The 21,757-nt window shown below is 61.7% G+C and carries 22 protein-coding genes; 13 read left to right on the top strand and 9 right to left on the bottom strand.

The window, feature by feature from the left end:
- Window positions 1-8 precede the first annotated feature (8 nt).
- Together KF838_03630 and KF838_03625 are read right to left on the bottom strand one after the other, a co-directional pair.
- Window positions 9-1,181 carry an efflux RND transporter periplasmic adaptor subunit gene (locus tag KF838_03630; GenBank protein ID QYK48947.1) on the bottom strand — a complete coding sequence of 391 codons (1,173 nt, stop codon included), beginning with the start codon at window positions 1,179-1,181 and terminating at the stop codon, window positions 9-11.
- A gap of 17 nt (window positions 1,182-1,198) precedes the next feature.
- A complete protein-coding gene (locus KF838_03625) occupies window positions 1,199-2,851 on the bottom strand; it encodes an efflux transporter outer membrane subunit (GenBank protein ID QYK48946.1) in 1,653 nt (550 codons plus the stop codon).
- Window positions 2,852-3,257: 406 nt separating this feature from the next.
- Between KF838_03625 and KF838_03620 the strand changes: the two genes are divergently transcribed.
- From KF838_03620 to KF838_03580, 9 genes are all read left to right on the top strand, one after another.
- Window positions 3,258-3,464 carry a hypothetical protein gene (locus tag KF838_03620; GenBank protein ID QYK48945.1) on the top strand — a complete coding sequence of 69 codons (207 nt, stop codon included), beginning with the start codon at window positions 3,258-3,260 and terminating at the stop codon, window positions 3,462-3,464.
- Window positions 3,436-3,702: a hypothetical protein gene (locus KF838_03615; GenBank protein QYK48944.1), complete on the top strand. Its 267-nt coding sequence runs from the start codon at window positions 3,436-3,438 to the stop codon at window positions 3,700-3,702. The genes KF838_03620 and KF838_03615 overlap by 29 nt, the downstream gene beginning before the upstream one ends.
- A gap of 84 nt (window positions 3,703-3,786) precedes the next feature.
- Window positions 3,787-4,095: a hypothetical protein gene (locus KF838_03610; protein ID QYK48943.1), complete on the top strand. Its 309-nt coding sequence runs from the start codon at window positions 3,787-3,789 to the stop codon at window positions 4,093-4,095.
- A gap of 509 nt (window positions 4,096-4,604) precedes the next feature.
- Complete coding sequence (locus tag KF838_03605; protein QYK48942.1) at window positions 4,605-4,820, top strand: hypothetical protein; 216 nt, start codon at window positions 4,605-4,607, stop codon at window positions 4,818-4,820.
- 148 nt (window positions 4,821-4,968) lie between these two features.
- Window positions 4,969-5,271, top strand: a complete 303-nt coding sequence (locus tag KF838_03600; GenBank protein QYK48941.1) for a hypothetical protein — start codon at window positions 4,969-4,971, stop codon at window positions 5,269-5,271.
- 420 nt (window positions 5,272-5,691) lie between these two features.
- On the top strand, window positions 5,692-6,369 hold the full coding sequence (locus KF838_03595) for a hypothetical protein (protein ID QYK48940.1): 678 nt from the start codon (window positions 5,692-5,694) through the stop codon (window positions 6,367-6,369).
- Window positions 6,370-6,698: 329 nt separating this feature from the next.
- Window positions 6,699-8,327 carry a hypothetical protein gene (locus KF838_03590; GenBank protein QYK48939.1) on the top strand — a complete coding sequence of 543 codons (1,629 nt, stop codon included), beginning with the start codon at window positions 6,699-6,701 and terminating at the stop codon, window positions 8,325-8,327.
- Between the two features lie 219 nt (window positions 8,328-8,546).
- The gene (locus KF838_03585) at window positions 8,547-9,059 is read left to right on the top strand and encodes a winged helix-turn-helix domain-containing protein (protein QYK48938.1); all 513 of its coding nucleotides are present in this window, start codon (window positions 8,547-8,549) and stop codon (window positions 9,057-9,059) included.
- The gene (locus KF838_03580; protein ID QYK48937.1) at window positions 9,056-9,607 is read left to right on the top strand and encodes an IS630 family transposase; all 552 of its coding nucleotides are present in this window, start codon (window positions 9,056-9,058) and stop codon (window positions 9,605-9,607) included. The genes KF838_03585 and KF838_03580 overlap by 4 nt, the downstream gene beginning before the upstream one ends.
- A gap of 143 nt (window positions 9,608-9,750) precedes the next feature.
- Here KF838_03580 and KF838_03575 read toward each other — a convergent pair whose 3' ends face one another.
- The 6 genes from KF838_03575 to KF838_03550 all read right to left on the bottom strand — a co-directional run bounded on the left by KF838_03575 (window position 9,751) and on the right by KF838_03550 (window position 15,618).
- The gene (locus tag KF838_03575) at window positions 9,751-10,191 is read right to left on the bottom strand and encodes an SRPBCC domain-containing protein (protein QYK48936.1); all 441 of its coding nucleotides are present in this window, start codon (window positions 10,189-10,191) and stop codon (window positions 9,751-9,753) included.
- A gap of 103 nt (window positions 10,192-10,294) precedes the next feature.
- Window positions 10,295-10,663 (bottom strand): DUF1428 domain-containing protein, encoded by a 369-nt coding sequence (locus KF838_03570; GenBank protein QYK48935.1) that lies wholly within the window; start codon window positions 10,661-10,663, stop codon window positions 10,295-10,297.
- A 104-nt stretch (window positions 10,664-10,767) separates the two neighbouring features.
- Window positions 10,768-11,235: an SRPBCC domain-containing protein gene (locus KF838_03565; protein ID QYK48934.1), complete on the bottom strand. Its 468-nt coding sequence runs from the start codon at window positions 11,233-11,235 to the stop codon at window positions 10,768-10,770.
- On the bottom strand, window positions 11,232-11,585 hold the full coding sequence (locus tag KF838_03560; protein ID QYK48933.1) for a winged helix-turn-helix transcriptional regulator: 354 nt from the start codon (window positions 11,583-11,585) through the stop codon (window positions 11,232-11,234). The genes KF838_03565 and KF838_03560 overlap by 4 nt, the downstream gene beginning before the upstream one ends.
- A gap of 82 nt (window positions 11,586-11,667) precedes the next feature.
- Window positions 11,668-13,704: a M28 family peptidase gene (locus KF838_03555; GenBank protein QYK48932.1), complete on the bottom strand. Its 2,037-nt coding sequence runs from the start codon at window positions 13,702-13,704 to the stop codon at window positions 11,668-11,670.
- A gap of 183 nt (window positions 13,705-13,887) precedes the next feature.
- The gene (locus tag KF838_03550; protein QYK48931.1) at window positions 13,888-15,618 is read right to left on the bottom strand and encodes a carbon starvation protein A; all 1,731 of its coding nucleotides are present in this window, start codon (window positions 15,616-15,618) and stop codon (window positions 13,888-13,890) included.
- 52 nt (window positions 15,619-15,670) lie between these two features.
- Between KF838_03550 and KF838_03545 the strand changes: the two genes are divergently transcribed.
- The 3 genes from KF838_03545 to KF838_03535 all read left to right on the top strand — a co-directional run bounded on the left by KF838_03545 (window position 15,671) and on the right by KF838_03535 (window position 20,614).
- Window positions 15,671-16,570: a pseudouridine-5'-phosphate glycosidase gene (locus KF838_03545; protein QYK48930.1), complete on the top strand. Its 900-nt coding sequence runs from the start codon at window positions 15,671-15,673 to the stop codon at window positions 16,568-16,570.
- Window positions 16,571-16,868: 298 nt separating this feature from the next.
- A complete protein-coding gene (locus KF838_03540) occupies window positions 16,869-19,016 on the top strand; it encodes a hypothetical protein (protein ID QYK48929.1) in 2,148 nt (715 codons plus the stop codon).
- Between the two features lie 182 nt (window positions 19,017-19,198).
- A complete protein-coding gene (locus KF838_03535; GenBank protein QYK48928.1) occupies window positions 19,199-20,614 on the top strand; it encodes an endonuclease/exonuclease/phosphatase family protein in 1,416 nt (471 codons plus the stop codon).
- Between the two features lie 18 nt (window positions 20,615-20,632).
- On the opposite strand, the gene KF838_03530 is transcribed toward KF838_03535, so the two are convergent.
- Window positions 20,633-21,133 carry a response regulator gene (locus KF838_03530; protein QYK48927.1) on the bottom strand — a complete coding sequence of 167 codons (501 nt, stop codon included), beginning with the start codon at window positions 21,131-21,133 and terminating at the stop codon, window positions 20,633-20,635.
- Between the two features lie 159 nt (window positions 21,134-21,292).
- On the opposite strand from KF838_03530, the gene KF838_03525 reads away from it, so the two are divergent.
- The gene (locus KF838_03525) at window positions 21,293-21,751 is read left to right on the top strand and encodes a hypothetical protein (GenBank protein ID QYK48926.1); all 459 of its coding nucleotides are present in this window, start codon (window positions 21,293-21,295) and stop codon (window positions 21,749-21,751) included.
- Window positions 21,752-21,757 lie beyond the last annotated feature (6 nt).

Below are 21,757 nucleotides of genomic sequence, written 5' to 3'. Positions count from 1 at the left end.
GATCCTCCTCAGCGGCCCTGAGCCGCGGGCTCCTGCATCTTCGGGCTGACCTTGGAGCCGGGACGGGCCTTGAGCACGCCGAGCACGATCACGCGATCCTGCGCCGTCAATCCCTCCTCGACGACACGCATGCTGCCGTCGAGAGCGCCGATCTTGACACGCTTCTGCACCACCTCGTCCTTATCGTTCACAACCATCGCAAACCGACCGAGCTGGTCAGACAGCAACGCGGCCTCCGACACCACGAGAGACCTCGTAGTCGCCATCGGAAATCGCACACGCGCGAAGAGACCGGGCAGAAGCACCTCGTCCGCGTTCTCATACATCGTCCGAAGCCGCAGCGTCGCTGTGACCGGGTCCATCTTCGGATCCACATAGTCAACTCGACCCTTGAACGTGAACTCTTCCCGATCGGCGAGAGAAAGCTCCGCCGGTCGCCACACGCCAGGCGCGATCTGCCCGGGCTCGGTCCCTGCGAGCGTCCCCGCTGCTTCGCGTTCGCGCCGTACCTTCAGCACATCCGCCTCGCTCACGTTCACCGAGACGTACACGGGCGCGGTCTGCACAATCTCCGCCAGAAGCGTCGTCTCGCCCCGCCCGACCAGATTCCCGATATCCACGTAGTTGTCGGTGATCCGCCCGTCGATCGGAGCGACGACATCGCAGTACTCAAGATTCAGCATCGCCTCGGTCAGCATCGCCTTGGCTTGCGCCAGGTCGGCAGCGACAACGTCGCGCCTCGCCGCCTTGATGATCGCATCGATCTCCGGACCCGCACGCTGATCCGCAAGCTCCCGCGCCAGCCGAGCGTCGTTCTCCGCTCCCAAGAGCGCGGCTTCCTGCGCCGCGACCGACGCACGCGCCCGCTCGACAGACGCCGCATACTGCCGCTTGTCAATCACGAACAGCACGTCACCCTTCTTCACCCTCTGGCCCGGGCTGAAGTTCACGCTCTCAAGAAACCCCTGCACCCTGGCCCTGAGCTCCACCGTCTGAGATGCCTCGATCACGCCCGTATACGTAAGGTAACTCGTCACCTCACGCTCGACCGGGTTCGCAACGATCACCTCAGGCGGCGGCGGCGGCGCATACGTGTTCGCCTCTTTATCATGCTTGCAGGCGCCGAGCGCACACAGCAAGCCGAGGATCGGCCCCCACGCCAGTGATCTCTTCCGTCGCATCTTCTGCTCCATGGCGCTCACAGCCCGCCTTTCGTCTCGCCACCGTGGGGCACGGGTGTCGATCCCGGCGCATCCGGTCTCGGGAAGCCCAGGTCCTTCCCCTCTTGCCAACTCGGGTCGAGCACCTCGCCCCAGTTCGTTCGCTCTCTCATCCGCATCGCGGTATCGCCGTCCACATACTCCGATTCACCCCTCACCTCCCAGCCGCCGCCCAGCGCGCGATACGTCCGCACCGCCCCGAGCGCGATCGAGGCACGCGAAACCACCAGATTGTCCTGCTGCGCGACCAGCTGCGTCTGCGCATCATTCACCCGGATGAAGTCCACAGCCCCCGCCCGGTACTGGATCAGAGAGAGCTCCACGCTCCGATTCGAAGCGTCCACCGCTTCCGAGAGGTGGGCCGTTCGCTCACGAGATCGAAGGAACTCAGCAAGCCCCGCCTCCACATCCGCCGCGGCACGCAGCACGACCTCTCTATAAGCCGTCACCGCCTGCTCATAGCGTGCATCCTGCACCCTGACGTTCGACCGGATCCTCCCGTAGTTGAAGATCGGCCAGTTCACCGACAACCCGATGAATCCCGTGAACGAGTCCGCATCGAAGATGTCGCCCAGGTCAGACCCGCGCCCGTTCTCGAACGTGCTGCTGGCAAAGCCGGTCGAGCCGGCGATCGAGATACTTGGATAGAGATCCGCCTCCGCCTGACCGATCCGTGCGCTCTGCGCCGCCGCGAGCCGCTCCGCCGCACGCACATCCGGACGCCTCCTCAGCAGATCCGCCGGCACACCCGCAGCGATCTGGGCCGGCGCATCCGGCACACGTATCGCCTCGCCCTGGGGTGTCGCAAGCGATGCGGCAAGATCCGATGGCGTCTTCCCGAGAAGCACGCCCAGCGCAAGCGTTGTCTGCCGCAGCGCAAGCTCAAGCTCAGGAATCAAAGCCCGCGTGTTCGCCAGCGTCGCCCGTGCCGTCGCCACATCAAGCTCCGAGACTGCGCCGGCGCGGAATCTCGTCTCCGTGAGTTCCAGCGTCTCCTTCTGCAACTCCACGTTCGCACGCGCAAAGCCCAGACGCTCCTGCAGAGACCGGATCAACACATAGTTTGAAGCAACCTCCGCCGTCAGCGTCACAAACACCGCATCAAAGTTCGCGACCGCCAGCAACACCCCGGCATCAGCCGCCTCGATCCCTCGCCGGAACTTCCCCCAGAAATCCAGCTCCCACGCCGCTTCCAGACCGATCCTGTCGCTTGAGAACACACGATCACCCGCCGCCCCCGCCTCGTTCCGGCTGAGCTGGTCCGCTCCGACAGAACCAAACGCGTTCTGCACCTGCGGAAAGAACTCCCCCACCGCCACTCCACGTGCCGCACGCGCCTCAATGACGCGCAGCCCGGCCACACGAAGACTCAGGTTCTGCCCGTGCGCCTCCGCAATCAACGACGTCAGCACCGGATCGTTGAACGAACTCCACCAATCCGGAACCGTCGGCGACTCCTGCACACCATCGATCGCTTCCCACGCGCTGTTCACTGCCGCGCTCGGCCGCTCATAGCTCGGCCCGACCATGCAACCCGAGATCACGCCTCCGGCGACCGCTGCAAGGCCAACGCGCGCCAGAACCAGACGCATCCCGCGCGACAGTGGGACACGCACGACATGGCTCGTCATACACGGACTCCCGGGCAACAGTAAATCAGGACACTCGCATCCCCTACGCCAGTATATCACGAGCCCACATATCACGTGCCTTGCGATCACACCGCTTCGCAAAGTTTGACTCCGCGCTGATGCTGAAAACTCCGCGGCACAGCCCATCCCACCTGACGCATCACCCGCAACGCTTGCGCGTCATCTCCCACCCTCATCGCACTCGCCCGGCTTGTGACTCATCACACAAGGCCATCAGCAAACCGAGAACACACACCCCGCGCCGATCACGCATCACGCCGGACCCGGCGCTCCCGAGCATTTTGCGCCATGTGTTCCAAGTGTTTCCATTGTGGAGACTTGCGCGATCTGATGGCTCATGCCATGCTCGGTCCCACTGGTGGAGCTGCCAGACAGGAGACCGAGCATGGACAACGCGAGTTGGAGGGTGTTGGCGGCGAGCGTGCGGAAGCTGGATCGGAGCCCGCGTGGCGGTCGCTTCACCTTCACCGATGCGGACATCGTGCTGACCTTTCTCTGGGCCGTCTTGCACCGACGACCCACCTCCTGGGCGTGCCGACGCGATGCATGGCCGTTGTGGCGGCGTGGCGATTGCCCTCAAGCAGCAGGATGAGCCGGCGGCTGAGAACCACCAGCGTCCGGCGTTACTTGCCGCGGCGGAGGCGGAGAATCTGGTCTCTGCATCGGGGAGCGTTGGGCTGGCTCTGACGGCAAAGGCCCTGCGCTCGCCCGCACCCGGAGACCGGACCGCGACCTTCGGCGCATGGGGATGCGCGGCTACAAGCTCCATGCGATCTGGATCTCGCGGGCTCGATCGTCTCCTCGGTGTTCACGCCCATGCACTGCCATGACAGTGATGGCCAAGCGGATGATGCGAGACATGGAGTTGAACGGGTATGTGCGGCCGACTGGAACTACGACAGCGTGAAGCCTCTATGAACTCTGCGTGCAAGGGCGGACAACTGGTGGTTCCGCGGAAGGACTGCCGCGTGGGTCGCGGCGTGCGGCGGTCCGGAACGCATCCGGACCGCCGTCGAGCCATCGACATGCTGGAGCAGAGCATGACGGGCTTCGGCAGGGGCCTGCTGTCACTCCGGCGCGTGATCGAGCGTGTGTTTGCACGCCTGGAAATGACCCACCATGTGGGGCTTATCCCGCCGCACGTGCGCGGCATCGAGCGAGTCCGTCGATGGATCCAAGCCATCATCATCCTTGATCGACACACACAGGCAATGAAGCGATGACGCAAAAAGCTCTCCCGCGTGGGCGCGTCACGATCCCACCATCACCCCATACTGCCACACCGAACGCCAACCCTCGCACTTGCCCATCCATCATCACATGGCTTGCCACACGGGCCAACGCGTGCGGCAGAATCATGCCCCATCACTTCGACAACCCCTGCCTCACCCCACATAACTGAAACAACAGCCCGAGCACGCCCCCCACACCCCCACGCCCCCAGGCACTCTCCCCGACCCCCCCAATACCCACCCCAGACCCCGCGATCCCTCGCTCGCCCCCTCAACCCCTGCACCGACCAGAGAGCGGCCCATGGGTAAAGCCCGCCAGGCCCTGTGCGGCCGCCGAATACGCGGGATCTCACCTTTGATCGCCGGTTTTTCTGGCACAACCACGTTTCATGTGGCAAACTTCTCCCTGACAACGTACCGGAGGAACATGCTGCTGCGCCACCCACGGGATCCCGTTTGTCTCGAACCCGCCCAAGAACGTCTTCGCGGAGAACTGGTTCATGGCCTCGCAGATCAGGGTGACGGACGACCGGGGTCTGAAGCCACCGGGCCTGGCCGTCATGGGCTCGGATCGCTCCTTGGCCTCCGCTACCTCGGCATGTGTCCCGTCGGTCGTGTTCGATGCGATGGGATTCAGGAGGATCGCTGTGTCGTTGCGTTGGACAGCATCCTCTGCCGCGAGCAACGGGCTGGGGTTCTTCTGGAGATCGGCGTAGAACGAGCCACGAACTGGATCCATCCGCCATGCGAATGGACATGTGCACGGAGAGGTCCAACGAGAAGAGGGGAATCGCAATGAACAGAAAGCAAAGACTCGCACGTATCGCCACATTCGGATGCGCAATCGCGATCGGAGGGAACGCCATGGCCGGACTCGTCGTCTATCGCTACGCGGACCACTTTGAGGACGACCTGATCGTCAACCATAACGACATCTTCATTGCAGGGTTCACGCCCGCGCTCACGACAGCACCGACGGACACGATCCTGCACAACTCGCTTCGGTTCGCGTTTGAGCCATCTGGAGGGAACATCACAGCTCTTATCTCCGGCAACGATCTGCCTCTATTCCCTCCGGAGCCATTTCTCACGCTGTCGCTGTGTATCGACGGAGGGCTCAATCAGCTTGGTACAACGATGGATTCAAGCCGAGAGGGCAACTCCTAACTTTGATCTGGACAATGGGGTTGTAAGCCCCGCAGTGCTCATTGGGTTCAATAGTAGTGGACAGATCGATATTTCTGCGATACCGGACTGTGGCTACGCGTATATCGGTTACGCTACGTCCGGATCTTCGGTATGTTTGGGTACATGCAGATCCAGCGTCTTCCCTATGAGTGGCGATTGATTGATACGCCTATGACGATTCTGGCGCACCGATCGTCGTTCAGAACATCGTGCCATCCGGCAGCACGCTTGCGATTCTCGGAGCTGGCGTAGGAGTCAGTGGGCGCAAGCGGCGGTCGGCATGTGTGTGAGAGACGCGACGCCAGGCCCCTGGCGCTCATACCGAGTACCCGGGGCCAGCCGCCGCGGAGTGTCGATGGAGTTGGAGAAATGCGGAACACTTGGAGCAGGAGAACGCGCATGAGTCACGCACAAACACTCGCACGCATCGCCGCGATCGGCTGCACGGTCGCGCTGGGAGGAGACGCCATGGCCGGGATCGTGACCGTCAAGCTCAGCCACGAACTTATCGTCACGAACGGTGACATTAGGATTGCGCTGTTTGAGCCAACGCTTACGACGGAACCGTCGCCCTCAGGTCCACTCCTTGAAAACTCTCTGAGACTACGATTCACGGTCCCTCCACTCGAAGGTGTTATCACCGCTGTGATCCAAGGCAATGGCCTTCCTCCGTTTCCGCCTGAGCCGTTTCAGACACCATCATTAGTTGTCGATAGCGGGCTCGATCAGATTGGGAAGACCGTTGGTTCTAGTCGTGTGTGGGCCATGCCAAGCTATTCATCAAGCACCGGCGATCTGCGGCCGGTGGAGCTCTATCAAGTTGGCGATGATGGCGACTTTGATATCAGGCCGATTCCGAACGGCGGTAGTGCGTACATTGGGTATGGTAAGTCGGACTTTTCGATGTATGGCTTCATGCAAATCGAACGTATCTCACTCACTCAATGGAAACTCATCGGGTACCAGTACGACGACTCCGGTGCTCCAGTTGTCGTTCAAAACCTCATACCTTCTGCTCCATCATTAGTGACGCTGGGCCTGGGCGTCTCTGGACTTGGAATGCGTAAACGGAAATGAGATATCAGCATACAGCGACGTGAGGGATATCGATGGCGGAGTCATGGGCAATCGAGTCTGCGCAGATCAATACCCCGGAGGGTTCGGGCTTTCGCATTGTGTTCCGGGTGACGGCGCTGCCTGCTGGGTTCGTACCAACTATCAATGCGTCGAGAATTATCGATGAAAAGACGGTGGATGGTGTGAAGCTGTCAACCTTGGGGCCTCTTGTGGCATGGAGATGGGACCGGTCCACGGGTCAACTTTACAGATCGACCGTAGAGTCGAAGGAGACCACCCCGGCAGCGTCCTCGATTGCGAGCATTGAGGCAGACGGAGAAGATTGGCTGGTGTCAATCGTCGCACGTCTGAAAGAAACTGCTCAGGTAGCCATCAACAATGAGAGCAACGCCGGAGTGCCGTTTGATGGACGCTTGTACATCAACGCCATCGATGCCGGGACCGTGACGCTCCGCGGGACTCTCCATGGGACTCCATCGAGCTTCGCGTCAAGCAACACGGCTTTCAATTTACAGGACGGTATAGGGATCGGGGTCATCAACCTCAGCATGACGCCGAGCGCCTGGCCGGTCGGCAAACTCCCCGGCTACGACGACGGCTCGCCGTCGCTCCGCGTCCACTGCGATGCCCAGGCGGAGCGTGTCGCCCGCACCAACAGCGACACGACGCCTGTCACGATCGCCATGAGCGAGTGGCGCAATCTCCGCATCGGCGGCCCGTTCTTCGCCGAAAGCGTCGCGAGCCGCCAGCCGCGGCTGAGAGTACGAACATTCAGAGTGAACCCCTACACCCGGTTCCTCGGTGTCACGGCGGAGTTCGGCCAGAGCCAGAGCCGCCTGACGCTCGACGCCGCCGCGGCGGACCTGAGCATCGGCCCCGCCAACGTCACGCTGGCCGTCGTCGCGTGGACCACTCAGACGACCGCCGCCCATCTTGTCGGACGCTGGAGCGGCTCGGCCAACGCCAATCGCTCCTGGCGGATCGCCTACATCCCGACGACCACGCCCAAACCGGTCGTCCGCGTCGAGTTCGCACGGAACCTCTTCATCTCCCAACTCGACGCGCCCGTGGACAATCTGGCGAACCGGACGTTGATCGTGTATCGCGCCTCCGGCGGCCCGAGCGCCGTGCGCGAGATCTGGATCAACGGTGAACTCGTGACGACCGGCGGCCCGACCGGCTTCGGCATCAACAACGCCGCCAACAAGCGGCTCACCATTGGCGCCCGCGCCACCGACGACAACGACCCGCCGACGACGTGGACGGACTTTCTCGACACGATCATTCCGCCGCCGCCCCCGGATGATCCTGACCAGCCCCCCGCGCTCCGCGAATTGCCCGGCTCCGTCGATCAGGTCGCACTCTACACCGATCGCTTGACGGACGGGCAGTTGAATCTCGTCTTCCACGAGATGGCCCGGCGCGCGACGATCGAGATCGGAAGGCCGATCACGCAGCCAGATCCGGCCACACAGGCCTATGGGCCGGATAATCCGGCTCCGGAACGCCGCCTGGACCGTCGGCCCGTCGCGCTCATCAATCTCTTCGGCGGCGCGAACTACGACAACGATCCGCTGGGACGCGTTCCGCAGTGGTATGCAGCGAACACGGCGTGGCTGAAGGAGCAGGTGCTGGGCTGCCTCAACGGGTGCGACGAGTACGAGATCATGTTCAACCGCGTCGCTGGTCAGTACCCCGGCGACATCGTGTCGTCCGGCATCTTCGGCGATGTACGAGATCAACCGGGCACGCCGTGCGTCTCTGCCGCCCAGTGGGCGAGCATGGAGGAGACGTGGGACGAGTTCGACATCTCCGACCACAATGTGCGCGGGGTGGGTGTCTGGCCGCCCGACGAGAGACGCCGCGGCTGGTTCTACACCGGCGGCGGAATGTCGCTCGACGACGATGGGAACGTGACGCAGAACGCGGGGTGCAACAAGACCCGCCGCGCGGCGTAAATCCGCCTGTGCCACCGAATGCCATCCGGATCCTGGCCCCACCGGAACCCTCGAACATCGAGTGCCGGGTATACGCAATTCGCGTATTCAGCAAGGGTGATACGGATCCCCGCTCTTTCTTGAGCGCGTTCGGCGCATGTTGGGCATTGCGCCATCGATCCGGTTGTGGGATGATGCTCCTTCACTCGCGGCATGATGCCGCGTCAGAGGGAGACATCGATGCACATCACCGAGCGGCAACACGGCGATCTGGCGCGGCTCAGGAAGCTGGCCGCACGCGAGAAGAACGCCGAGCAGAAGGACCGGCTCATGGCCGCGGCGCTCGCGGTCGAGCAGATCGAGACCTCCGACATCCAGCGCTCCCTCTGCCGCAGCAGGGGTTTCGTCCAGCGCTGGGCCTACGCCTATCGCGACGGCGGCATCGAGGCCTTGAAGGACAAGCCGCGTGGCGGCAGCGTCGGCAAGATCACCGGTGAGAAGCTCGAAACGCTCAGGGCCCGCATCGACGCGGGGCCCACGGCCAAGGACAAGGTCTGCACGCTCCGCGGCAGGGACATCCAGAGCATCGCCAGAGAGGAACTGGGCGTCGAGATCTCGCTCAACGGCGTCTATCGCACGCTCCAGCGCATGGGTTACTCGTGCCTGGCCCCGCGTCCACGCCACGAGAAGCAGGATCTGGCGGCTCAGCAGAAGTTCAAGGACGAGATCGCCCCCCTTTTCTCCGCACCGTGAGGGACGCGGCCAAGGTGTGCCGCCTGCGTGTGCGGGTCTTCTTCATGGACGAGGCCCGGTTCGGGCAGCAGGGGACAACCACACGGATGTGGGCGCCGACCGGCTCACGTCCGACGGCGGTGAAGCAGACGCGGTACGAGTGGGTGTACCTCTACGCGGCGGTGGAACCGGCCACGGGTCACAGCGTGGCGTTGCATGCCCCGCACGTGAACACGGAGACGATGAACGTGTTCCTGAGGATGCTGTCGGAGGAACTGGCCGCCGATGAGCACGCCATCCTGATCATGGATCAGGCGGGGTGGCACAAGTCGCGGCGGTTGAAGCTGCCGGAGAACATCACGACGCTGCTGCTGCCGCCGTACAGCCCGGAGTTGAATCCCATCGAGCGGCTGTGGGCGTACCTGCGGAGCCACTACCTCAGCAACCGTGTGTTCGACGACTACCAGCACCTGCTCGACGCAGGAGCCGAAGCGTGGCAGGAACTCACACGAGAACTTCTCCGCTCCATCTGCTCATGCACCTACCTCACGCACGAGACAGACGGGTGATCCGTATAACTACCCTGGGCAATCTGGCCCTCAGGGAGTTCGCTGCTTCAACCGACCAGACGTGCCAGGCCGGATGATGCAAAAAGCTCACTCTGCGGTTGGTACAGCTTCGGATACGAGCGCAATAGTTCGGAGTCTTGCGGTCATTGTGTCATCAAGCGATCAGTCGTCCGCTCGACATACTGAGCATAGCTATCGAGAATGGACTGCCAGCCGTCGCGCTGCATCTCGACCGGGTTTGTCGCCTCTGGGTCAAACACTGTCTTGACACGAGTACTCGTGCCATCGGGCTTAAATGTAGTCGTAGCGCGACGGCCGTCAGCGAGTCGCAGGGTGAGGACTGTGGGTGCATCGACTTCTTCGTAGACGCCAGTGAAGTCGAAGCCTGTCGAGCCGTCGCGTGCCTCCATGCGGGCGAAGTGCTCTCCTCCTACACGCAGATCAACGCGGGCTGAAGGGCAATGCCAGTCCGGTGACGCCTGATTCCATTGCACGATGGCGTCGGGCGATGTAAAGGCCTTCCACGCTTCGGCAGGCGATACGCAAACAATCGTCTCGATGGCGATCTGATTGGCGATACTCATGCCTTGCCTTCTCTGTGTGTACGTGCATGAACACGAGCGTAATGACCGTCAACAGCGATCGTTGCTGAGGAAGATGATCTTCCGGGATTCGCTCTGCTGCTGATCACGGCTGGCCGGCTTGCACCACGACCTTGAAGCCCCCATAGGACATTCGCTTGCAATCAAATGGTACATCTCCCTTCGACATCGCTGCTGCGATTCGAGGGTCCGCCATGACCTTCTTGTTCACCGCGTTCCGATGCGCCTTTGACTTGTATGTGATCCATGCAAAGACCACAGTCTCTCCCGTCTTGCACGAGGCGATCTTCCGGAATGAGACCATGCCCTTGATGTTCAAGTCGTCACCGACAGTCTCATAGTACGAAAGCGCGCCATGGTCGAGCCACACCTTGCTCGCGACTCTGGCGAGCTTCTTGTATGCAGCGAGGTTCTTGGTGGGAATGGGAATCACGAATCCATCGACGTACGCCATCCGATTACTCCTTTGGTGGTGACCACGCACGCTGTGCGAGCAGTGTAGCAGCAGCTCATGCTGATACAATCACTCTGCGCCTTACGGCATACTTGCCGCTGTTTTCAGGCGAGTACTCGTTCCGCCTTCTCTTTGATTTTCGATAACTCGTATGCCCACCCTTCGTGGACTCCCTGCGCGTGCTCAGGGTCGATGAGCCCCATCGCTCGATGCGTCAGCCGCAGGATGCAACGCCCGCCGTCCGGCAAGATGCGATACTGAACGTGCGAGATCGCTGGATACGACATGAAGAGAGGTCCCGCGATCTCGATGAGCGGCTTCGGGTGGGGCGGCGGCTTGATCACCTGCACATGGCCCCAGAAGTGCCCGGTGTTCTTGCCGAGATCTCGATACCACCGCCCGCCTGGCCACGCCTCGAAGACCATCGGGTACTTCGAGCCGTCGGGCATCTCACTCTCCGGACCCAGCAACGCGAGGATGGATGCGTACACATCCTCGACACCGGCATTGATCTCGATTTCCTGCTCGATACGCAAGGTGTCGATGCGGTCCATCTGGTTTGTCGTGGTCATGTCAATTCCTCCTTTGATCGCTCTTTGCCGGGCGACTCCGCACGACGTTTGATTCGATCGAGTTGGTGAGACCAGTGCTTCTCGAAGGAGCTCACCCAGTCGTGAACCACTTTGAGCTGGCGCGGACTCAGCCGATACACGCGTTCGCGCCCGCGGCGAGTCACAGCAACAATCCCCACCTCACGGAGCACCGCGAGGTGCTTTGAGACAACGGGCTGCGGCAGGTCGAGAGCGACCACAAGCGCCCCCACCGGCTTCTCCCCCTCTCGGCCCAACAGTTCGATGATGCTCCGACGCTTCGGCTCTGCTATGGCTGCGAATGCATCTGCGTGAGACGAAGGTCTGCCCATGACCCATCATATTCCGTTATTTGCATATGTCAAATGCTACCTTCGACTTCGCGTGAATGAGCCGCACGCTCGACGCACCTGATTAGTCAAGACGGTCATACGTGCGTGGATGTGCGGCCTCGATCAATTCTGCGAGGCGTCTCGCCGCGTGGTCGAGCGATTCACGGTCATTGTGCTCGATTGCTCGACGAACCGCAGGCAGCAGCCAGTTTGCATATCCAGAGGTCTCGTCTGTCGCCACATACCAGTTGCGGAACCATGGTCTGCCCGGCAGTCCTTCGTCAACGATCCATCTGCTTCCAGTCAGCGTCGCCCCGACACCCAGCGGGCGTCGACCGAATCGGTCGGCATTCCGGAGCGCGTGGAGCGATGCGTGCTCGAGACCGGGCACGCCCCATGCGTCGGGTGTGGCGCGTTGTGCGAGGCCCCTCTCGACCGCGAGCGTGTCGAGTTCTCGGATACGCCTCGCACACTCATCAAAAGAGCGAGCGACATCATGCGGAACTCTCGGGGCACTCGCCAGCCGCATGGCGATCACCGATGTCATGCGTGTGATCATCAGTGCGGGTTCATAATCGTCGCCGACGACTCGCCAATACCACGGCAGGGAGTCGTAGACCGAATGGTAACTGTTTCCGGCACTACCGCTCGATCCGAGACTGATGCTCGGCACGCCGGCGTGCATCAGGAATGGCACGTGGTCCGAACCGCCACCCAGATCGCCGATTGGCGGCTCCTCAAGACGAGGGGTGTCGGGCCGTTCATCGGTGGCTTCTGAGGCCGGCATCGATCGTGCAAGCCACTCATCGAACACGCTTGTGCCGACCGGCTTCCGTGCCGCGGGCACGACGCGTGAAGAGTCAGCGATAAGTGACTTGAGTTCAGGGCTTGCGGCCGCGCCGAAGTGCGGCCCCATCGATGCCATATCGAGGTTGATGTAACCGATGCAGTTGCGAGTCAGATCATCGCGACGCCTCTCCACATACTCGCTCGAGCCGATGATACCGAACTCCTCTGCGCCCCACGCCGCGAAGACGATCGAGCGGCGGGGCCGATAGCCATTCTTTGCAATCGCGGCGAACGCTCGTGCAGTCTCTATCAACGCGATGGTCCCGCAGGTCGGATCGGACGCTCCGTTGACCCAGGCATCATGGTGGCAGCCAATGACCACGTGCTGCGCCCTCTCAGCGACAGAGCCCGAGCCCTCGAGCCGCGCGAGGACATTCGCCGTTCGCATGATCTCTCGCTCCTGCTTGACCACGAGGCGGACTCGGAGATCTGAGCCACCGGACAAGACATAGCGAGACGGGAGACCACCGCTCCACCCTTCCGGCACATCAGGACCGCTCATCCGCTTCAAAATCTCCGATGCCGCGCCGTAACCGATCGGCTGAACAGGAATCCTCGGAAGCTCGACTTCGTTGGGATCAAGGCGGCTGGCATTCGCTGAAGCAAAGATGCCGGGTGTCAGCGGATCACCCTGATAGCCGAGCGTGACGATGGATCCGCGTTGGATGCAGCAGTCATTCGCCCATCCGCCCTCCGGGTAGACAGCGCCACGAGTGAAGCCGCTATCGGCTGGATCTGTGTAGATGATCAGGCCGGCGGCACCTGCCGCCTCCGCGTACTTTGCTTTGAATCCGCGATAGTTCCCGCCGTATCTGGCGATGACGATCTTTCCTCTGCAATCGATCCCGAGACTGCTGAGGCGTTCAAAGTCCTGCTTTGTGGCGTAGTTCGCATAGACGATCTCGGCGGTGACATCGCCCGAGCCGCTGTAAGCATTCCACGCGAGCGTGACCAAGGGATCCGGGTTTGCGCTCGTCGGGTCGCCGAGCACGGGACGTTCGCGCAGCTCGAGCGAGAGATCCCCGCCATCGACGCCAGCCCCAAGGATCTCGACGCTCGCGTGAACAGGCCGAGCAAGCAGCGGAAAGAACTCCTCGATCTCGACGCTCCATCCCTCGAGCAACTGGCCTTCTTCGGTCTGCCCCATCGCGCGGAAGGTACGGGCGATACTCTCGATCGTCCTCCAATCACCGGGAGTTCCCGCGACGTGGGGCTCCTCGGCAAGCATCATGTGCAGCCGAAGGAGCTCTTCGCGGGTTGGAATGGACACAAGCTCACGCTCTCGTTCAAGGTATGCCGCTCTCTCGCTCGCGCGCCAGGATGACAGCGACGCACCTTCGGATCCTGTCGCTCGCGCTGAACGGTGACTCGGTGTGCAACCCGCTGCGACGAACAGGATCGACACGATGAGCACGAGGAACATGATGTGAGTTCTGGCCAAAGTCGTGCTCCATTATGGAACTTCGGGTTGCTGACGCGGAGTCGCTCGGATCGACTTGACCGCCTGCGTCACGAAGAACACCGCGAGTGCAAGAAGAATGATCGCGACCACTCCGTTAATGACCGGGGTAAAGTCCTTTGCGCCGGCTACCGCAGCCCGAAATCCGTGCACCACCTGAACCACCAACGCAGTGACTGTGATCACCATCACGAAGACCATCGGGATGGCCGTGTACCAGCACCTCTTGCCATTCCGCTTGAGCCAGACTGTGATCCCGAGCAGCGTCAGGGCCGCGAGCAACTGGTTCGAAGACCCGAAGAGTGTCCAGTATGCGCGATAGCTGCCCGGTGCTGAGGTCAACAGAATCCCGAGCGGGACTCCCACTGTCGCAAGAGCCGCGACGGCTCCACCAACACGCCCCTTGACGTCGAAGAGTTCCTGCAAGAGGTAACGTCCGAGACGTGTCGCGACATCGAGTGTATCGAACACGAAGGTTGCGACGGCCATGGCGCCGAAGGTCTTGGCAAAGAGCAACGCGTTCTCACCCAGGATCAGGGTCAGAAAGCGAGCGATCCCGTCTCCATAGATGCTGCCGGGCGGCACACCCTTGGTCTGCTCCGCGCTCATGATCATCACCGTCGAGAGCGCGATGATCGCGACGAATCCTTCAAGAAGCATCGCACCGAACGCGACGGGCTTGCAGTGGCTCTCCTTCTCGATCTGCTTGCTCGTCGTGCCCCCACAGACCAGACCGTGGAAGCCGCTGCACGCCCCACACGCGATGGTGACAAACAGGAACGGGAAGAGGATCGTGGTAATCTTCGGCACATCTTCGCCCCCCGCGAAGAAATGGAAGAGCCCATCGAAGCCGACGCCGGGTGCAATCATGGGCTGCTCGACGCGATACCCACCGAAGAGAAGCCCGACCAATCCGATGCCGATGGCGAGGTAAAGGACAAATCCGCCGAGATAGCCCCGAGACTGCTGGAGAAGCCAGAGCGGGAACATGCTCGCGGCAAGACAGTACCCGAGAACAATGCAGTACCAGGTCTTCGCGTCGAGCAGCAGGATCGTGCTCATCTTCGTGCCTAACCAGACGACACTAAGTGTGGCAGGAACGAACACCGCTGTCAGCAGCCACATCGGCCATCTGAAGAACTGCTGCACGACGCCCATCACGGTCGCCAGCAACAGGTACATCACGCTGGCCGCGGCAACCGCCCCTCCCTTGTTGAACTCGACCCCCGCCAATCTCGCCAGTTCTTCGTCGTTGTTCGTGAATGTGGCGACGGTGACATCGGTGAACGCAACGATCACATACAGCAACGCCAGCCAGATGAACGCGACCAGCGCGGCCCACGCCTTCTTGCTGATGTTCGCGCGGGCGATCTCTGCGATGCTGTGCGCCCCGTGGCGCACGCTCGCAACGAGCGCAGAGAAATCATGCACGGCACCGATGAAGACGACGCCCAATAAGATCCAGAGCACACACGGCAGCCAGCCGAAGTCTTGGCACGCCACGATCGGGCCGACGATCGGACCGGCCGCGGCTATCGCAGAAAAGTGCTGCCCGAGCAGGTAGAAAGGCCTTGTCGGAACAAAGTCGATCCCATCCGCACGAGCAACCGCCGGCGTGGTCGTTCGGTCATCGAGCCGAAACTGTCGCGCGATGAATCTGCCATAGGTCAGGTACCCTGCTGCCAGAACCGTCATCGTGACCAAGGCGAGTGCGAGTAGACTCATCCGAATTCCTCAATCCGTCGCCCACTCGGGCTCCGGGCATGCCAAAATACAGATGATGCAGATTCTGAGCCGGATCCCCCAACCCGCCTGCCGCGCCGTTGCCTTGGAGACGACGCTTCTTGTGCATGGAGTCCCGCGCGAGAGCGCCGCGCGGCTCGGAGCAGACCTTGCCCAGATTGTGCGGGGCGAGGGAGCGAACCCGGCACTCATTGGTGTGCATGCGGGGGTCCCCACAGTCGGACTCTCAGATCAGGAACTCGATGTCCTCTTGGCGGCCAAAGAGGTTCCCAAGGCCAATACCGCCAATCTTGGGGTGTTGATGCACCGCATGTCACACGCCGCCACCACGGTCAGCACCACCATGGAACTCGCGGCGGCCGCAGGCATCTGCCTGTTTGCGACGGGCGGCATCGGGGGCGTGCATCGCGGGTACGCGACAAAGCTCGACATCAGCAGCGATCTGGCCGCATTCGCGAGGCATCCGGTTGCAGTCGTCACCAGCGGCGTGAAATCCATACTGGATGTCGAAGCCACCCGTGAACTGCTCGAAACCCTCGGCGTGCCCGTGATCGGGTACAGGACATCTTCCTTCCCGGCCTTCTACCTTCGAACTTCGAAGGCGGACGTGGATGCCCGTTTTGACGATCCGGAGCACCTGGCCTCATTCGTGCGTGCCGAACTCGCCCGGACTGGCTGCGGCATCGTGATAGCGAATCCCGTGCCCCACGAGCACGAGCTTGACGTGAAAGAGTGGGAAGAGTGGCTTGGTCTGGCCAACAAAGCGGCTGGAGGCGAGGCGGGCCAAGGGCGATCAGCCACTCCCCTACTATTATCCAAACTTCATGAGGTATCCGGTGGCCGAACGCTGAGCACAAACATCGAGCTCGCAAAGTCAAACGCTGCTCTGGCTGGGCGGATCGCCAATCTGCTCGCCGGTGAGATGACGAGCTGAGATCCTCGCACAATCTACGTAGATTACCCAGTTTACGGGCGGTTTCCTTCACGAACACTTCATCGGTATACCGCTCGTCGTGCGTTGCCGCTCACGCGCACACGGTTTACCATCCTGTAGCCCTATCGGGCTTGATATCGGTGAGACTCAGGTGTCACCCGGCAGAGAGAAGAGAGTGCCGGACAATGCGTTACGAGCGGTGTAGCCGTCCCGGCATCGGGTCGGTTTGATATAGGTCTCACGAAATCACTGGCAGAAACCGAGAGTTTGGTTCACACTTACAGAGGAGCCGTTGAAGATGAAGCTTTCCCGCACCACAGCCCTGATTCTTGCCGCCGGATGCGCGGCCCCTGCCATTGCGCAGGACAGCGTGAGCAAGTTCGTCACTGGCCTTCCCGGTGATGCGAACACGGAGTTCACGTCCGGCCAGGCGTATGTTGTCGATCTCGTTCCCTTCACGACTCGCTCGAACACCACCTTCGGTATCGCTCCGATCGCGAAGGCCAGTAAGACTGGCTCCACGTTCTTCACCTCTCTCGTGAGCGCCCAGACAATCAGCCGAAGCGTGCTGACCGGCGTCGCCCCGGCAGCCGGCAGCTACGCCGTGTGGAACACGCCTGGACAGGGCATCAACGCAACGAACAACAACCCTGCCGGCTCGACGACAGCTCCTGCCAGCACGGCGCAGTTCGCGTTCGCGGCAGCGGAGTTTGACGGCCAGCCGAACTCTGTGTTCGGCGGCATCGCCAACTTCGATCCTGCTGACCCCACACGCCTGTACGTCAAGCGAGTCATCGCCGCGACGAATCGCGCCGATGGCTCGACGACGCTCGGCACCGCAGCGATCGGCCTCGGCGGGGTCGATGCACACGGCAACGTCGTATTCCGTGCCGACAGCAACCTCCAGACCGGCCCCGGCGTTGTCTCCGGCAACAACATCTTCAGGATCTCCATGGCTGCCCGCAACAACGCGGCTGTCAATCAGATCACTATCGGCGGTGCTGCAGATGCCGCCGCATCGGTTCATATTGTCAACGCTTCAGGAACGACGCACGGCATCCCCAACATCCTGCCTCAGGATGAGGGTGGCCCCGCATACTTTGGCCCGAACTTCGACAACCAGATCGTTCGCGGCTCAGCGGCTGGCATCACGACCAGCGATGCCTCACACCGCCCCGGCGGTTTCGCCCAGCACCGCGGCGCAATGGCATACTCCAAGCAGGTCCTGCTCGGAACAACCGGTGCTGTCGGTAGCGCGGCCGTGTACGTTCGCGCTGGCACGACTGGCCCGATCGACACCATCGCCATCTTCGACATCGATGCCGCAGGCAATCCGGTCGGCACACCTCGTGCAGTGACGCTGCCCGCTTCGGCGTTCACAACCGGCCTGAACGACGCGCTCGATCCCCGCGTGAACCCATTCCTGGTCCGCCAGTTCGATCACTATCAGTCGCAGACCGCCTTCCAAGGCGGCATCAGCCAGGTGGCGATCGGGAAGGACCAGCAGGGCCGCATTCTGGTTGCTGCGACCGCGTACGAGGAGCAGCCGTTCTTCCCTGCCCCCGGACTCACGAACCCATACAACGCGATCATCGTCGGTCGCCTCGACACCCCCGCTTCCGCTCCGGTGTGGAATCTCGCCATCTGGAACGACATCAACTCGCTCTCCGGCAAGCCCATTCGTGACGAGAACGGCACCCAGATCGGTCGCATGGGCGGCCTCTTCGAGGTGACCGGCGGGATACCGGTCGGCCCCTCGATGTCGGCTCCCGCGATCGACTCGGTCGGCAACATCTGGTTCGTCGGCGTGGGCGTCTTCGACGAGCTCGCAGGAGCGAATCCAGACAACGCGCTCTTCCGCGCTGTCTATGACCCCTCCGCAGCGGTCCCCGTTTACACGCTCGAAGCGGTTGTCGACACCGGCAACGTCTTCGCCGGCGCGAACTCGGGCCTCAACTGGCAGCTTCGCTTCATCGAGATCGCTGACAACAACTCCGTCTCTTCCGGCACGTTCTTCTCACAGAACGTCGCTCAGGACGGCTTTGCGGGCATCGACGTCTCCGGCCTTGATACCATGGATCCCCGCACCAACGGCGGCGTGATTCTCTCAGCCGGCATCATCTACGACCGCAATAACGATGGTCAGTTCGACGACCCCGTTGTCAGCGGTTCTCCGACCGGCAGCGTCGACGAAGAGTACAACGTCCTGCTCTACATCGCGAACATCACCGCCGATGCCGACCCCTGTGCGGCCGCGGATTACAACGGCGACACGATCGTTGATATCCAGGACTTCCTCGACTTCTTCGGCGACTACGGCCCCTGCGAGTTCCAGGTCACGCCCTGCCCGGATGCCCTCTTCGACGTTGACCGCTACAACCCGGACAACTTCGTCGACATCCAGGACTTCCTTGGCTTCTTCGATATCTTCGGCCAGTGCTCCTGAGTTGCTCTGACCGCTGATCATGCTTCTACAGGTGGCCCCCGCATGAAGCGGGGGCCACTCTTTTTACGTGTATCGGACCATGAGAGAATTCGATGCCGGAAGAGCTCAGACAACAGGTGAATCGGCGGAGCCGCACGGTACAATTCAAGTCACTTGATCGACGTTGAACGACGGAGCGTTCCATGAGCCATGTACGCAGATTGATCGCGACCTTCGTGATTCTCGCCTTTCTCTCCATCCAGACGATGGCGCAGTGGGATCCCGCGAATGCTCTTTGGGGGAAGCAGGATCAACGCCACGTCCGTGTCATGTCGTGGAACGTGCTCGATGCGATCTGCTCGAGCAACAACGCGAAGACCGACACGCCGGTCCGATGGAACGCGCTGGTGCGAGTGGTCGCGGCGATCCAGCCGGACGTGCTGATTCTCCAAGAGTGTGGTGACAACGCGGCGTTCTCCGGCTCCGGCTCGGTGGACACGGTTGCGAATCTGACCACGACAATCGGCCTCTTCATCAACGGTGGCAACGACCCGTTTATCGCGGGCAACCCGCCTGTCACGTCGTATGTGAAGAAGTTTGTGCCCGACTACGACCTGCCCTATGTGATCGTGAGCACCGAGACCGACGGCTTCAATCGGAATGTCATCCTGAGCCGCTTCCCGTTTACGGATCTCAACGGCGACACCCGCACCCACGTCAACAGCTTCTTCATGTTCGCCAATGCATACGCGACGACCGGCAACTCTGGAATCCGCGGCTACATGTTCGCCGAGATCGACCTTCCAAATGACGTCTACGCGGGCGATCTCGTCGTGGGAAATGGACATCTGAAAGCAGGAGGAACGACGAGCGACCTCGCTGACCGACTCGCGGCGGCGCAGCGCATCGCGTACTACATCGATTACCTCTTCAACGGCGCGGGCGGCACAGTCCCCGACCCCAACAACGCGATCCTTGATTCGCCAGCCGCGACATCTGTTCTTGGTCCCAACACGCCGGTGATCTGGGGCGGGGATATCAACGAGGATGAGAACACCAACGGGCGTAAGGGTCCTGTGGAGTGGATGACGCGTGCCGCCACGACAGGCGGCACCGACGGCACCGACCGGGACAGGAGCGATTCCACGCCCGACACGGCCGTTGAGCCCTTCACAGGCAACAGGCGGACCTTCGGGTCATCGAGCAAGCTCGACTACCTGATGTTCCAAGACTCAATCGCGTCCCCCGTCATCCAAGCGGTCTTCAACTCTGCTTCGGTCCCATCCGGCAAGCTGCCATACCCGGTCAGCACATTCCCACTGATACCGTCCGCTGTCAGCTCCAGCGCGTCGGATCACCTGCCGGTCTTCGTTGATTTTCTGCTTCCCTACACACGCCCACCGTGCCCTGCCGACCTGAACGGAGACACGACCGTCGATGTCGTCGACTTCCTGGACTATCTCGACGCGTTCGGCCAGTGCGAGTTCCAGCCCGGGCCCTGCGTGCCGCCCGGATCGACCGTAGACGCCGACCTCAACGGGGATACCTCCGTCGACGTCCTCGATCTGCTGGACTTCTTCGATGCGTTCGGTCAGTCGGTGGGCAACTGCCCGGTTTGAACGCACGGCCCGTGCCGATCACTCGCTATCGGACTCGTGTCCCTCGGTTGACTCTCTGAGCCGCTTCATTTCGTTCATGGCCTGGTCGAGTTGCCGACGAAGCAGTCGCACACGCATCAGAGACTTGACCCTCGTGAGCAGCTCGAGCTTATTGACCGGCTTGGTCAGAAAGTCATCCGCCCCGCACTCGACCGCTCGCTCAACATCGCCGACCTCGTTGAGAGCGGTCACCATGATCACCGGAATGTCCCGGGTCCGGGGCGTGCTCTTCAGGCGTGCACACGCCTGGAATCCGCTCATTCGCGGCATCATCACGTCAAGCAGCACGATATCGGGCTGAGTCCGTTCGATGGACTCTAACGCTTCTGCACCATCCGTCGCCACACGCACCGGACAGCCAAGGTCTTCCAGATACGCCTGCATCAACTCGAGATTCTGCTCGTTGTCGTCAACAACGAGCACAGAGCACGAACTCAGATCGCCCCCGGCATCAATGTTCGTGCGGACATCCTCATTCATCTCAATCTCCAGAACTCGGCCAACTCTGCCTGAAGCCGTGTCACGCACTTTAGCCGCTACAAATGGGCTTTACATGTCCCCCTGTTTCTGGTACACCATTATCGACACAAGCTGCCTGCTCGTTCATGTTTTGTAAGGTTATCCATCCGGAGCTCTGTCGTGGCACGCCCCGTGAGACGCACGCCTTGGGAAGACCGGTTCAGCCAGCCGACGGAGCAGGAAGTGCTTTCGCACTACAACCGCCAGCTGACTGGATGTGCCACTGGCGCGAGAAAGGCATTGCGGACCGCATTGACCTCTACCGAGCGACTTGAGTGGAAGGGGATTCCATGGCGTTGGACGTTCGTCTACAACAGCCCCATTCCAAACATCTCCGCGTTCCTCGTTCCGCTTCCCACTTCGCCTCGGGTCGTTCTGACGCTTCCCGGCACACTCGCGGCACAGCTTGCCACACGCCAGTCGCCCCGCATCCTGCGTGATGCGATCAGTGCGGCCGTCGGAGTGGGTGGCAACCTCTGGCCGACCTGGGACATCGAGACAAGGTCGCGAGCCGATGAACTGGCAGAAGCACTGGGCATGATTCGAGACTCTGTCATGGCCAACGCTGAGGTCGCCTGATCAACC

Source organism: Phycisphaeraceae bacterium (assembly GCA_019454185.1).
In the GTDB taxonomy this organism is placed as follows: Bacteria; Planctomycetota; Phycisphaerae; order Phycisphaerales; family UBA1924; genus JAHBWV01.
This window is presented reverse-complemented; position numbering and strand designations above follow the sequence as displayed.